Here is a 14,072-nt window from a genome sequence, read left to right as displayed (position 1 = left end):
GCTTGATGCCGGAAAATCATAGCCCTAAAGGCAAAAAAATTAGCTCAGATGAATCTTCCAGGAATGGAAAAAATCGTAAAGTGGGGGAAGGCTTCCTCGAATAGCTTTATTTCCAAAGACAGAATTGGAAATCAGAATGGAAACTTTCTCAGGAAAACTGAATGATACTAAGTCTAAATATCCAAGAAAACTCTCTCCTTCTATTTCTACACGCTCCTCTTTTTCAAGTTTTCGGGCTAAACTGATATTTCCAGAAAGCCAGTTTGACTCGGAGTAAATAATTTCCTGTGATGGAGAATGCTCAGCGCATTGGATTTTATTCTCGGTAATGGCTAAATCCGACAACTCCACCACCTGTCCTTGGATCGCCAAGGAAAGTCGCAAAAAGAGAGTAATCAGACCTAGAATAGAAATCATTTGTGTTGGTAAGACTTCGAAATCTACCGCTATTTAATATAATTCAATAGCAATTGAAAATTTTTATGGAATCGATAAATAAATTGAATCATTATTAGATAAGTTCCAATTCAGACTGAAAATTTTATCCAATTTCAAGAGATTCTTTAATTCATCTAAACTCAATTTTTACTCAAAACAATACCCCGGCCCAAAGGCCGGGGTGTAGGTGATTGGAACAACTTTCCACTAATCCTTTTTAATACCCATTCGGATTTGGGATTCGACACAGAAAGGAAGACAGTATTGAAATAATTTAAAAGACATCAATCCAATTCGAAGACTAATTCTAAAACCAAACTTTAGCCAGCTTAAAGACTTGAAATGGATGCTGCTTTCCGAAGTTAAACTCCAAATTAAATTCTAAAATAAAATTTGAATTACTCGTCATGCATACAAAATTAAGAAGGCTAGTTGGTTCATTATCAATCTATCAGAATTAATTGACCTAAGTCAAACCAGAACTTTTTCTGGAACTGGGGTAAAGGTTTAACCCTTTTTTCTAAAATTTATAAAAATGATATCAATTGAACCCGCTAGTAAACAATTGGCATTTCATGAAAACAATAAGCCCTGACCTTACGGCCAGGGCTTCCTTTTGAGCAAAAAAAAATTAATTCTTAATTTCAATTATCCCGCTGGACACTGATCCACGGATGGTCTGTGCAGCACCGTTATCAATCTTCAAAGAACCTGATGAGGAACTCTGCCCAACTGTCACTTTTCCGCTTCCCGCCTGAAAGTCGTAATTGAATGCCTTTAAGTTGGAAAAAGTCTGAATAGAAATTTTGCCAGAGGAACTGACCAGATTTGTTTTAGCTCCCAAACCCACTCCAGCTCCTATGATATTTCCAGAACTGATCTTCAGACCTTCGACTTCCGCTACATCGCCCATTTCCAGATTACCGGCACTCAATTCACAATTCAATTTCCCTGACAATCTTTTTACCTCCACATTGCCACTTGAGGAGAAAATTTTAAGATTCCCAGCCAATTGATCGAATATTATTTTTCCCGAAGAAGCTTCCAAATCCACGTTTCCAGTTAGGTTATAGCCCTCTATGGCTCCTGAACCAGCCTGAAGACGGATAGTGGGAGCTTTTATGGTATAAAGCCGAATACTTCCCGACCCTGAAGTGATATCTAAATTTGGATATTCGATCCCGGAAACTTGTGTTTTTCCCGAACCGGCGGACACATTCAATTCCATGTTTTTTGGACCACTGAGATTAAGGACTCCACGGTGATTTCCTCCACCAAACATCCCCTGCTGATCCAATTCGATAAAAAGGGTATTTCCTTCTAAACTGTAATCAATTTGGTAATTGCCTGAACGAGAAGACTCTAAAAGGCCATCCAACGTAACACCGGTTTGACCAGCTTTTCCTTCGTAGTTTACTTCCAAAAATCCGGATTCGATTTCTATCCGCTGGACTCCTGAAAATTCTTCATCAATCGTCTGAACCACTTCAAGTTCACTTTCGCAGGAGCTGAAAAGAAAGGCTCCTGAAAGTAAAAGGCCGAGATATACACTTGACCTGGAGTTTAATGTTTTTTTCATAGTTGGTTGAGTTTTCAAATAACCGGGTTGGATTATCTGTTGATTAAGACGCAATTTTCAGACCTTCGCTACAGCTCTTGCTGATTGATTACATTTTGTTGATAAAAATCAAAGACTTGATTTTTTTTTAAAGCCATACTCATATTTCAGTCAGTAGAAAAATTACCTTTAAAGCAACCAATCAGAGTGTATGCTGCAGTTAGGGATTTTAATTTTTGATGACGTGGAAGTCCTGGATTTTGCAGGCCCTTTTGAAGTTTTTTCGGTCGCTTCGCAATTATCCGGTTATGACCACCTTCAGGTGCATACGTTCAGTGAATCTTCCCAGCTCATCCGAGCAAGAAACGGTCTTCAGGTAAAACCCGATTTGGGATTTGACGAAGTTCCTAACTTCGATTTCTTGGTGATTCCCGGAGGAGAAGGCAGTAAAAAAATCATCCAAAACCCTGCAGCACTTTCATTTATTCACTCTCTGACGGTTCAATCTCAATGGACCATGAGCGTATGCTCCGGATCGAGGATTTTGGGAAAGATGGGTTTTCTGGATACAAAGCCTTACTGCACACACCATGAAACTTTTGACAGCATGAAAGAAATCGTGCCCAGCGGATTTCCACGACCCGACTTGCGGTTTGTACAAAGCGATGAAAAAATCTGGACTGCAGCAGGAATATCAGCAGGAATCGATCTTGCCCTGCATCTGTTGGAAAAAACTTTCGGAGCGGATCTTGCCCACTCTACCGCTACCTACATGGAATACACACCTTATCTCCGTGCCACATGATCGCCAGGACCCCTCCTCCACCCTATTATGCAGTGATTTTTTCCAATTTAAGAACAGACCTTGACGAGGGTTATGGAGAAATGGCTGAAGAAATGGTTCGACTGGCAGAACTTCAACCCGGCTACCTTGGACATGAAAGCGTGCGGGACGGACTTGGAATCACCATTTCGTATTGGGAAAGTCTGGAGGCAATCAAAAACTGGAAGGCTCATACCGATCACCTTATCGCACAGAAATTCGGAAGAGAAAAATGGTATTCTGCCTACAAAACTCGGATAGCCCTCGTGGAGCGGGATTATGGGTTTGAAAAATAAAGGGGAATCACTTCCCCTTTTCAATATGTTCTTTCAATTCTTTGACCCGATCCTTGATACTCATCTGCGAAATATCCAGATTCCCCGAAGTTGCTTTTAGAAAATCCTCGACAGCCCCCGAGTGGTCTGTAGATTTCCCTTCCGCCAGAGTTACATATCGCATGGTCGACCACAATACTGTTTTCAATTGGGTTTTGGAATCATCCGTCATGTAATATTCCACCACGATGGTGTTGTGATTGTGCCAGAGAATTCGGCTCATGATCCGAACCCACTCCCCGACCATGGCCGGTTTTACATAGCTGATGTTGTGGTTGTACACCACCCAGGCAGCTTTGTAGGTTTTGATCAGATCAATGATCTCCAAACCATACAACTTGGGCACTTGATCTTCTCTCGCATTGAAGAAATAGTCAAAATACTTCGCGTTGTTTAGGTGTCGCAGCGGATCACAATCCTGAAAACGGATTACCACTCTGCTTTCGGTTTCGGTCGGATAATGCTTATCCGGATTATATTCAAACATGGCTTAAACTTCTTTACTGGTTAAAATCGTAATTCCCGCTTTTTCCATTTCATCAATGGCAGAATTTCCGTCTTTTGGATTAAGGTTTACCGCACGGGTGGCATCCACAATCAAGGCAGTTTCAAAGCCCAAACTTTTTGCGTCCAAAGCAGTGAACTTCACACAGTAATCCAAAGCCAGACCACAAACAAAAACCTGCTTGATTCCCTTGGATTTGAGATAATCTCCGAGCCCGGTGTCGCCCCTTCTGGCATTGTCAAAGAATCCGGAATACGAATCCACCTCCGGGTTTTTCCCTTTTTGAAAGACAGCGATCCATTGACTCTGATCCAAATCCGGATGAAATTCTGCACCCTTGCTTCCTTGCACACAATGAACCGGCCACAAAATCTGGGTCAAGCCTGCCAATTCGATGAATTCACCCGGTTTTTTCCCTGAATGATTTGCGGCAAAACTGCCGTGATCAGCCGGATGAAAATCCTGGGTAGCGATGATGTACTTGAATTTTTGTTGCAAAACATTGATCACAGGGACCACCTGATCGCCTTCATGGACTGCCAAAGACCCTCCGGGAATAAAGTCGTTTTGTACATCAACGATAATCAGGGCCGTATTTTCCTTATTCCAGTCCATTGTCCAATTTCTTTGCTTTCAAAACCAGGTCCATTCGCAAGTGGTGAAGATTTTCCTCTAAGCCGACTGGATAAATATGGGGGTTTACCAATCGCTTATGGGTTTTATCAAAAGACTCCAGTTGTGCGATTCCCCGATCTCTGATTTGATCCAAGGTCGGTATTTGGTACACGTTCTTTCCTGCCTTGAAAATGGTTTTTAGCAATATCTCCTCCTTGTAAAATGCCGGCATCAAGCGCTTTCTATGCGTAGGATCCATAGGGTCAATAATCATCGTGCTTTTGGAATCAATTACCTGATTTTCCAGATAGATCATATCCGCAACAGCTTTGCCATTGGAGTAGTATCGCTTCACATTATGAATTCCGGGGATGTTGATTTTTATGGATTGCTGGGAAAGTTTGATTTTGGGTTCCCAAGTTCCCGTTTCTGACTTTATTGCAGAAAGCTTGTACACTGCTCCCAAGGCTGGTTGATCAAATGCTGTGACGAGTTTAGTCCCTACACCCCAAACATTAATGGAAGCTTCCTGACTTTTCAGCGAACTGATGATGTGCTCGTCCAGATCATTGGAACCAACAATTTTCGCATCGGGAAATCCTGCTTCATCGAGCATTTCCCTTGCCTTATTGCTGAAATAGGCCAAATCGCCTGAATCAATCCGAATGCCTAGCATTTCTTTTCCCTTGCTGCGCAAAATCTGACCAACTTTGATCGCATTTTTCACCCCGTTGAGCGTATCGTAGGTATCTACCAAAAAGATGCAGTTGTCTGGAAAAGCCTCCGCATAGGCTTCAAAAGCCTCCAACTCCGTCTCAAACGACATAATCCAGCTGTGGGCATGAGTACCGGAAACCGGAATCCCAAATAACTTTCCCGCAAGGACATTGCTCGTGGAGGTACAGCCCCCAATGTAAGCGGCACGGGAGGCAGCCAGCGCTCCGTCAATCCCCTGAGCCCTTCGCAAACCAAACTCCATAATAGGTTCACCAAGAGTTGCCAAATTGATCCTCGCTGCTTTGGTAGCGATAAGCGTTTGAAAATTGATGATATTTAGAAGCGGGGTTTCCAACAGCTGACACTGAAACAACGGTCCTCTTACCCGCACCAAAGGCGTATTGGGAAATACAACCGTCCCTTCCTCTACCGCATCAATGTCACAGGTGAATTTCATTTCAGAGAGGTATTTCAAAAAATCCGGCTCAAACATGGGACTGCCATCCTTGCGCTTCATACTGGCGAGATAGGCAAGATCTTCGTCCTCAAAATTGAAATTTTCGCAGTAATCGATCAGATATTCCAGCCCCGCTGCCATTGTAAAACCACCCTGAAAAGGATGCTTTCTGAAAAACAAATTGAAGACAGCTTCCTGGTCTGCTTTGCCGGATTTCCAATAGCCATAGGCCATCGTGAGTTGGTAAAAATCGGTCAAAAGAGCCAGTGAGCTTTGATAGAGATCCTTGGTGATTTTCATAAGAAGGGTAAAAAAGCATACTAAAGGTAAGCCGAACTGCTTTGCTGTCCAAGAAAAAGGGGCTTAGGAAAAGCTCTGATAAATTTTTAGATATTTGGTTACATTTTTCTCATCCATTACGACAAAGTATAGAATTAGCCGATGAAGCTAAACCGGAATTTGACCGATCAGGAGATTTTGGAAAAAATCAAATCCAAATCAGATCCAAACCAGGCCATAAGTCAATTGTATTCACAGCATTATGGCATGTTGGAACATTACATCATTCAAAATTCAGGTTCTGCCGATGATGCTGCCGATTTGATCCAGGAAGCCATGCTCGTTTTTGTCAAACTCGTTTCAGAAGAAAAATACCGCGGAGAGGCCTCCGTCAAATCTTTTCTGTACAGCATATGCAAAAATCTCTGGATCACGGAGCTTCGAAGAAGGAAAAGCACCGAAGCAAGACATGAGCGATATGAAGGAGAAAAAGATCAACTGGAAAGTGACATCAGCGCACAAATCAGTAAAAACGAAAACCTGAAGTTTGTCATGGACCTGTTTGATAAACTGGGAGAGAAATGCAAGCAACTGTTGATGCTTTTCTATTTTGAAGAACTCCCGATGAAGGAAATAGGCGAAAAGCTGGAGTTCAGCTCAGAGCAAGTCCTTAGAAACAAAAAGTACAAATGCCTTCAAAGCCTAACTGATCAGGTTAAATCATCTCCTGCCCTTTCCAAAAATCTCCAAAAAGCACTACGACATGAATGAAAATTACTCCCTTGAAGAACTGGAAGCCTACCTCTATGGAGAGCTTTCGGAAGAACGGAAAAGCCAACTGGAGGAAAACATCAAAACCGATCTGGCCCTTCAGGAAGAACTGGCGGCTTTACAGATTAGCCGTGCAGCTGTTGAATTAGCTGGCTGGAAATCGGTCATCGCTCAATCCCAAAAAGAATTTCTGGAAGAGAGAGAAGAAACACTAAATAAACCTATCCAAATTGGAATCAGAGTTTGGCTGGGAAGAATCGCCGCTTCATTGACTTTATTATTGGTGGGGACTCTGGCTGTTTTGTTTTTCAGCACCAGCCCTGAAAGCATCACCGAAAGCCAAATCGGATATTCACTTCCAGTATTGAGATCATCTACCGGGGAACTGGCTGCCTTGGAACAAGCCTACCTGAATGGCGAATACGAACAGGTGTTGGAGTTGGCAAAAGGAATCAACAGTTATGAAGCCAAGACATATCTTTTAATTGGATTGGCAAACCTTGAACTAAAAAACGGCCAGGCTGCGGAAGAATTTTTGACTCGAATTGAATCCGAAAATCAAACAAGTTCAAGCAAGGATTTTGCAGATCAGGTGGACTATTATCTGGTAAATGCGTACTTGATTCAGGGAAAAATTACCGAAGCAGAAGAGCGAATTGTCAAAATTACCAAAGACCAAAACCATACCTATCACGACAATTTTGGCCAACTGGATCTGCTCAAAGTCCAAATTTTAAAAATTAAAAACTGAAAACAATTCACTGATAATCATTAAAATCCTCCTCAATAGGAGGATTTTTTTATTTTTTTTATAGACAATGATTACAAAGTTGGTCGTTATTTCAACTAACTGAAAACAACCAAAAACCCAATGAACACTACACACAAACTTTATGCACTATCTTTTGGCCTGCTTGGCTTAGGTCTATTTTCATGCTCTGAGGATTCAGATCCGGATGTGATCGGAGAGGGTGACGTACGAATCGGAATGGGAGTAAAACTCAGTTCCTCAGGAAATCCAGGCGCTCGAATACTGAATGCAGAAATTGACGTTCAAAGCGGATTTCTTCAAATCAAAAAAATCGAACTCGAAACTGAAGGGCAGGATGAAAACGGCAACTTATTTGAGCGTGAATTCGAACTGAAATTCAAGGAGATCAAAAAAATCGACTTCAATGAGTTTGACGCGGGAGTGGATTTTTTCATCAATATCCCTTCAGGAAACTATGAAGAGATTGAGTTTGACATTGATCTGATCGATAATCGAAATCAACCTAGCATCCAACTCGAAGGAACCTACACCTACCAAGACGGAAGATCAGTACCCATGAAATTTGAAGTTTATGGAAATGACGACGATGATTTTGACTTTGAAGTGGAGCTGGAAGGAGACGAAGATGATGATCTTTTCTTTCTGGACGGGGTTAACAATCCGCTTGCCTTATTCCAAATTGATGCTCAGGGATGGTTCAGTGGTGTGAGCACCTCTGAGTTGGAAAGTGCGGAACTCACAAATGGAATACTTTTAATAAACAATGACGTCAATAAATCGATTTATAGAAAAGTTGAGACCCGCATCAAAGATTCTAGTGATGTGGAACTCAAAATGAATTAAGTAATAACACTACCACAATATATTTGAAAAGGGCACCGCAATGCGGTGTCTTTTTTTTTCCTAAAAAAACAAAAATTTTTTCTCTCCGGTGATTACATCGCACCGCTCCGCTTCGACCTAGAGATGAATAAACAAAAGCGGATGAAATCAAGCGTGAATCAGACTACCCACAAGGAGATGATTACACCAGGCTTGATTCTCCCGAAACAAGTTCGGGACAGGCTATGTGGCAGTTGAAAAACAATTAAAAACACATGAGAAATTTTATAACCCCATTTTTCCTTTTGGCTCTCGGACTTTGTCTGAGCCCGAAAATCGCCTCAGCACAATACGAAACCAGAATCTGGAACAGTTACAGTATTGGAGCACCACTTACTGAAAATCTGGATATTAAAGGATCCTTCTTAAAGTCAATTGACCCCACAGGACAAGAAATCGAAACCGCATTCAACTGGTATGCCTTGAAGTTGGGTTATCAAATCAACAAAGATTGGGCTTTGGATTTGGGTACAGCTTGGATGACTGTTCCCAGTGCAAATCGTACCACTAACCGAATCTTTGTTGAAGGAACACACCGTCTGAAACTTGACAAAAAGTTTGTCCTTAGAAATAGCCTTCAGTTTGAAGCTCACAACAATCAGGAACCGAGATTTGATTACCGCTTTATTCTTTCTTCACGGATTGGATTACGAAAAAGACTCGATTTTCTTAACGTAGCTCCTTCCCTGACCTACAGCTTGTTCTATAACATTGGCGGAGCACCAGTCCGATATTTTAATGAGCAGGGAGAAGAGTTTGCCAGGGAGGCGGCTAATGGATTTCACCGAGGAAGAATCACCGCCAACTTCAATTTCAAAATCTCTGACCCAATCAGACTATCACTCTACTATACGAATCAGCACGAGTTCAATCTGGTATTTTCTGAGACCAACAAAATCAATGTTCCAAATCCAAATACCGGAAGAATTCAGCGCCCCTTCAACAACCAACACATCATAGGAATCGCACTTTCCTATCAGTTCAAAGGCCTCAATGGAGAAGGCTTTTTACCCATCAACTTCTAAAGAAAAATAACCCATCACTACCATGGAAAATCGGATAAAAAAAGGAATCCTTTGTGATCAAATCAAACCAAATCACCTTATTCCTCAAACAGAGCTATCGCCAAACCACGCAATACAAGCTGGAGATATTGCCCTGTTTGAAGTTACCGAAATAGGAAAGCACACTCAAATCCAAACTGCAGGCAGAAACATGACCTTAGCTATCGGTGACTTGATCATGGGAGCTTTTGGTGCCCGCTATGCGACCAACCAGTTTGAGGGATATGTGCCTGAACATCCTCAAGAGGAATACCATATGCTTGGAGGTGGGGGGATCATCGGAATCCTGGAAAGTGCTCACAGTAAACTTGAAAAGGAAGGCCCTACCCGATTGAAAATGGTTGGCTTTGCTGCCGACCAATCCGGACAAATCATCAACAGCATCAGTCAGGAATCACCCAAACTCAAGCGGTTTGATGGATCAAATGCTGCCAAAACAAAAGTGATTTTGTCCCTAGGTTCTTCTATGGACAGTGGAAAAACTACCACGGCTGCTTTCCTGTGTCATGGCTTTGCGAAGCAGGGAATCAAATCTGCTTATATCAAACTGACAGGAACTGCCTACCCAAAAGACCGAAATCTTGCTTATGACATGGGCGCAGGCATCGCTATTGATTTTGTAAATTATGGATTTCCATCAACCTATTTGAGAAGTGAAATTGAGCTGCTAAATCTCTACGAAACTCTCCTGGAAGATGTGTTTTCCATTGATCCAGAGTATGTGGTCGTGGAAATAGCAGATGGTTTGTTTCAAAGAGAAACAAAAATGCTGCTTCAAAACCCGGTTTTTATGAATACAGTCCATCAGGTTGTATTTTCTTCTGGAGACAGTTTGGCGGCAGTTCAGGGCGTCCATACACTGAATAATTGGGGAATTATGCCAGCGGCATTATCGGGATTGTTCACAGCAAGTCCACTCCTGATTAAGGAAGTTCGTGAATATCTGTCCGAAAGACAGGATTTGCCTACATTACCGATCTTGACCTTGGAGGATCTAACCTTAGGGAAATGGCCCATCAACAAAGTAAATTTCCATTTGCTTCAGGCCTAAAAATTGAAATTTAAGCCCTCTAAAAATCAGCTCCTCGATGGATTGGATCAAAAACAGAACACTTCAAAAAAAATGGATCAGGAATAATCCAAAGGTTTGGATTTTCCTGATTCTGGGCTGGTTTGCCAGTATTAGCACCTTCTTTCTCAGTTTGATGGTGGGTTGGTTTTTTGACCTGCATTACAGCGAAAGCATCAACAAATCCGCCCTGCTTGAAAAACTGGGATTTCAGGTTGATAATTTTTCGGTCTTCTTTATGATTATGGCCATAGTGATCTTTGCGAAGTTTACGCTACAGTTGATCGAAAGAAAAGGAATCAATCAGGCAGCAGAAACTTTGATTCATCGAATCACCGGCAGATTGTACGGTAAACAAATGAGTTGGAGTGAGGAGCTTTTCTCAGAAAGGCCATTTGGAAAATACCTACTGAGATACAGCGGTGATATGTCTTCAATCCGGGGAATGCTGGTCAATGGGATACATCGTGGAATCCGAGATGGTTTGTTTTTGATTTGCGGAATTGCCCTTCTGTTTTGGGTCAATTACCAATGGACTTTAGTGGTTGTCCTGGGGTCTTTACTTATTCTACCGGTATTCATTTACTTGGATAGAAAGCAACTGAGCTCAATCACGGCAAAACAAAACAGTAAAAACGAACTGCTGAATTTCGTCACTACGAGTTTTTCAAACCACCAAAAAATCCTGGAAAAAAACCAGGTGGAACGGAATCTCAGGGGGTTCAGAAGAAGAAACCGTGAGGTCATGGCAGCTGTGGATTCGTTTCAAAAATGGGAATCTCTCAGACACGCTTTGGTCAATAGTACAGGACCAGCTTTGATATTTTTTATTTTGGGAATGATCTGGCTAATACCAAATCAGAGTTCTCCCGGGGAGTTGCTGACTTTTCTATTGATCATGGGGGCGATGACTCCAGCCTTGAGAAATGTGATAAAAGCTCCCAGCTTGATTCAAAAGGGACTTCTTTCACTACGGAAAATCGAACATCTGATCCGGAAAAAAGAAAAAATCAAGACTATGGAGCCCGTTGATTCCAAAATTTTACCCCTATCCAAAATCCAGCCGGGAGTAAAATAATCAAAAATCCAACCCAGATCATCCATCCTTGAGGGAACGCAATATCATTGGGTTGGCCGATCAGTCTAAAATTTGCCCAATAAAAGGGATGGTGATATTGAGCCATTTCCGGATCATCCAAAAGGTCTAATTTAGCCTGATAAAGCGCGGATGCAAAAGTCATCCCATCAGCAACATGCCGGTAAAATCTACCTGAAATGTAAGCAGCTACCCGGTCTTCACTCACCCACTGGGTAATGATCATCTGTTCTGCCCCTGCAAAGGCTAGGCTCCTCGCCAAACTGATCAAACCTTCGCTTTTACTTAATTGACCAGCCCCGGTTTCGCAGGCGCTCAGGAAAACCAACTTGGCCTTTTCCAAAGATTGAAAAGCCAGTTCGGGTGCAAAAAGTCTAAAATCTTCTCCTTCAGGATAAAAAGCAATAAATGCCTGATTTGGGTCGACTGAGGAAGCTACCGCATGTGTTGCCAAATGGATGAAATCAGCATTTTCCGATTTTTCCAAAAAAACGGATTTGAGTGCTTCCTTTCCAACAAATTTTTCTCCTGAAATTGCATCCAATTCTAACGAAGATTGAGGTAGAGGTGAAAATCCACTTGAATTTTCCGGATCGGAAAAAGGAGCCAAACCCAATCCGCTATTCAGATCCTGGTGACCTTGGATATGCTGGATAAACTGGGCGGAAAATTGGTAAATCACCGGAATGCGCTGATACAAAAACTTTCCTTCTGCATCAGGCAAAAGTTCGAAAGGAACCGAATTCAGTACTCCCTGAGGGATCAGGACAAGTTCTTTTGCATGCACAATCTCCTGTTCAAACGGACCCAAAACAGAAGCTCCAAACCTTGCGATCTCCTGATTCAGGTCGTACCTGCTTCCGGATGGCTCCTTCACCAGCCCTCCGATCCAACGGTTCAATTCAGAAAAAGGAACTTCAGTCAAGGGGATATTTTTCCAAGAAAATTTTTCTCTGCCTATCCCAAAAACAAACAAGGTTGAGTCTCCCATAAAAAAAGAAAGAACGAAAGACTTTTCTGGAATCGATTGCTGGAAAACCTTCAAATCAAATGGCTCCAACAGGTCTTTCCCAAATCCGGGAAAGTCCTTAAACTTTTCTCTAAGCCTTGAAAGCTGAACTTCCAGATCAACTGCTTCTTTTGCCAAAGCTGCTTTAACCTCAGGTGCCGGGTCAGCAAATTGTTTTTGTGAGTTTCTGAATATGGCAAAAAGCAAATTTCGCTCTTCTTGGATCAACTCTTCCGGAAGTTGTGATTTCCGCTTAAGCTTTTCTTGCATTGCACCAATCCGGAGTCCACCAGCCTTGCTTTGCTCCACCCATTGAAAAGCCTTCCAAACCAACTCTTCCTTTTTTTTCAATTCCGAAAAAGCCATCAATTGCTCAATCCCGGACTCAAAGGCTATGAGCGCTTTTTCACTTAAAAAAACTCGGGCTTTATCATTGTCAAAATTGACGGAGATAAACTGGGACAATCCAAAAGCGCTTTGCCATGCACCCAAGCCAAGTTCAAAGAAAGATTCTTCACCTGTAGATCGATGAATTTCCCAAGCGGTTTCGGCTTTTTTTGTCAAAACCTCAAAAAGGGTCAAAGATGACATTCCGAGTGAGAATTCTACCGGATTGGACGTGATTTTCAAGTCTTCAAATCCGGGTAAAAGCTCCACGATGGCTTTTTGATATTCGACCAAGGCCAAGGCATTTTTGCCAATCTTTCTGAAATAATCCCCCTTCACCTCCATCCAGACTCCTTTTTGAAAACTTCTTTCACTACTTGAATCCTGCAAAATCAGCTTCTCAGCTTGGTCAAGGGATTCTTTTGCATCAACGGCATTTCCTGACAACAAATGTGATTTTGCCTTCAGGTTAAAAAAGGAAAGGGATTTTGCCTTATAGTCCGGTGAAATCTGGTTTAACACTGCTAAAGCCTGTTCCGATTCTCCTTCCTGAAGAAAAGTATTGGCTAAATTGATTCGTATCTGATCCTGATTGATGTTGAAGTCCAACAGTTGTGTATAGATCCGTTGCGCAGAGTCATATTCACCTAAATGATAGAGCGCAGAAGCTTTGTTGCTTTGGAAACTATACCGGGCATAAACTTCGAGTTCGGGCTGATCACCCGTCAGGTAAGACTGAGCTTTGTCAAAGTAGGAGATGCTTCGGATATAATTTCCTGTTTCAAAGAAATATACTCCAAGAGCATTATAAAGGCGCTCAGGCTCTCCCCTGCCTTTAAGTTGATTCTGCAGTCGCTCAGCCACCTGCAAATGCACCAACGAACTGTCCAATTGACTAATAGAAAAAAGTGCCTCTCCAAGAAACAAGTGATGGTTATACACCAAGGTATCCGGCTGACGATAGGCTCTTGCCCAAGTAATTCCCTGTCGGTATCGCTCAACCGCTTTTGAGACTTGACCGTAGGACAGCAACAAATTCCCCAGATGCTCAGAGGCAATTACAAATTCCTTGGATTCTTCCTGATCGGGAGTGTGATTTAATGCCTCTTCAAACAGACGAATGGCGTCAAGATCCTCTTTTTCGGTTGGATTGGGTAGGAAATAGAGGTCTGTTGCTTTCCTGAGTTTTGGGTTGGTTTCCTGTGAAATGGAAATTGTTCCGACAAAAATCAGAATCAGACAAATGAAAAAAACCGGGTAATTATGTTTGTTCATTTTTGGGCCTGAAACCGGCC

At 42.1% G+C, this 14,072-nt stretch carries 14 protein-coding genes; 8 read left to right on the top strand and 6 right to left on the bottom strand.

The genetic code is table 11. From position 1 onward, the window contains the following. Positions 1–39 precede the first annotated feature (39 nt). Together D0X99_RS13355 and D0X99_RS13350 are read right to left on the bottom strand one after the other, a co-directional pair. Complete coding sequence (locus tag D0X99_RS13355; protein ID WP_119478336.1) at positions 40–417, bottom strand: hypothetical protein; 378 nt, start codon at positions 415–417, stop codon at positions 40–42. 652 nt (positions 418–1,069) lie between these two features. Then, positions 1,070–2,017, bottom strand: a complete 948-nt coding sequence (locus tag D0X99_RS13350) for a DUF4097 family beta strand repeat-containing protein (RefSeq protein WP_119478335.1) — start codon at positions 2,015–2,017, stop codon at positions 1,070–1,072. A gap of 190 nt (positions 2,018–2,207) precedes the next feature. On the opposite strand from D0X99_RS13350, the gene D0X99_RS13345 reads away from it, so the two are divergent. Together D0X99_RS13345 and D0X99_RS13340 are read left to right on the top strand one after the other, a co-directional pair. Beyond that, positions 2,208–2,801, top strand: a complete 594-nt coding sequence (locus D0X99_RS13345) for a DJ-1/PfpI family protein (RefSeq protein WP_119478334.1) — start codon at positions 2,208–2,210, stop codon at positions 2,799–2,801. Beyond that, positions 2,798–3,115, top strand: a complete 318-nt coding sequence (locus tag D0X99_RS13340) for an antibiotic biosynthesis monooxygenase family protein (RefSeq protein ID WP_119478333.1) — start codon at positions 2,798–2,800, stop codon at positions 3,113–3,115. The genes D0X99_RS13345 and D0X99_RS13340 overlap by 4 nt, the downstream gene beginning before the upstream one ends. A gap of 7 nt (positions 3,116–3,122) precedes the next feature. Here the strand turns inward: D0X99_RS13340 and D0X99_RS13335 are convergent, their stop codons facing one another. Genes D0X99_RS13335 through D0X99_RS13325 form a run of 3 tightly spaced genes read right to left on the bottom strand, consistent with a single transcriptional unit; the run spans position 3,123 to position 5,748 of the window. Further along, positions 3,123–3,641: an acyl-CoA thioesterase gene (locus tag D0X99_RS13335; RefSeq protein ID WP_119478332.1), complete on the bottom strand. Its 519-nt coding sequence runs from the start codon at positions 3,639–3,641 to the stop codon at positions 3,123–3,125. A gap of 3 nt (positions 3,642–3,644) precedes the next feature. Further along, a complete protein-coding gene (gene pncA / locus D0X99_RS13330; RefSeq protein WP_119478331.1) occupies positions 3,645–4,274 on the bottom strand; it encodes a bifunctional nicotinamidase/pyrazinamidase in 630 nt (209 codons plus the stop codon). Next, positions 4,261–5,748, bottom strand: coding sequence for a nicotinate phosphoribosyltransferase (locus tag D0X99_RS13325; protein WP_119478330.1), 1,488 nt, complete (start codon positions 5,746–5,748; stop codon positions 4,261–4,263). The genes pncA and D0X99_RS13325 overlap by 14 nt, the downstream gene beginning before the upstream one ends. A 141-nt stretch (positions 5,749–5,889) precedes the next feature. Here D0X99_RS13325 and D0X99_RS13320 point away from each other — a divergent pair, with 141 nt between their 5' ends. From D0X99_RS13320 to D0X99_RS13295, 6 genes are all read left to right on the top strand, one after another. Further along, on the top strand, positions 5,890–6,498 hold the full coding sequence (locus D0X99_RS13320) for an RNA polymerase sigma factor (protein ID WP_119478329.1): 609 nt from the start codon (positions 5,890–5,892) through the stop codon (positions 6,496–6,498). Then, the gene (locus D0X99_RS13315; RefSeq protein ID WP_119478328.1) at positions 6,491–7,249 is read left to right on the top strand and encodes an anti-sigma factor family protein; all 759 of its coding nucleotides are present in this window, start codon (positions 6,491–6,493) and stop codon (positions 7,247–7,249) included. Before D0X99_RS13320 ends, D0X99_RS13315 begins: the two co-directional genes overlap by 8 nt. Before the next feature lie 120 nt (positions 7,250–7,369). Continuing rightward, a complete protein-coding gene (locus D0X99_RS13310) occupies positions 7,370–8,113 on the top strand; it encodes a hypothetical protein (RefSeq protein ID WP_119478327.1) in 744 nt (247 codons plus the stop codon). A gap of 254 nt (positions 8,114–8,367) precedes the next feature. Then, positions 8,368–9,177, top strand: coding sequence for a DUF2490 domain-containing protein (locus D0X99_RS13305; protein ID WP_119478326.1), 810 nt, complete (start codon positions 8,368–8,370; stop codon positions 9,175–9,177). Between the two features lie 22 nt (positions 9,178–9,199). Continuing rightward, positions 9,200–10,267: a P-loop NTPase family protein gene (locus tag D0X99_RS13300; protein ID WP_119478325.1), complete on the top strand. Its 1,068-nt coding sequence runs from the start codon at positions 9,200–9,202 to the stop codon at positions 10,265–10,267. 37 nt (positions 10,268–10,304) lie between these two features. Continuing rightward, positions 10,305–11,363, top strand: a complete 1,059-nt coding sequence (locus D0X99_RS13295; RefSeq protein WP_119478324.1) for an ABC transporter transmembrane domain-containing protein — start codon at positions 10,305–10,307, stop codon at positions 11,361–11,363. Here the strand turns inward: D0X99_RS13295 and D0X99_RS13290 are convergent. Continuing rightward, on the bottom strand, positions 11,302–14,052 hold the full coding sequence (locus tag D0X99_RS13290; protein ID WP_119478323.1) for a CHAT domain-containing protein: 2,751 nt from the start codon (positions 14,050–14,052) through the stop codon (positions 11,302–11,304). The two genes, D0X99_RS13295 and D0X99_RS13290, sit on opposite strands and share 62 nt — an antisense overlap. Positions 14,053–14,072: the final 20 nt, after the last annotated feature.

It is taken from the genome of Algoriphagus lacus, from assembly GCF_003583985.1.
GTDB lineage: Bacteria > Bacteroidota > Bacteroidia > Cytophagales > Cyclobacteriaceae > Algoriphagus > Algoriphagus lacus.
The sequence above is the reverse complement of the archived record's forward strand: the minus strand, read 5'-3'. Positions and strand labels throughout refer to the sequence as shown.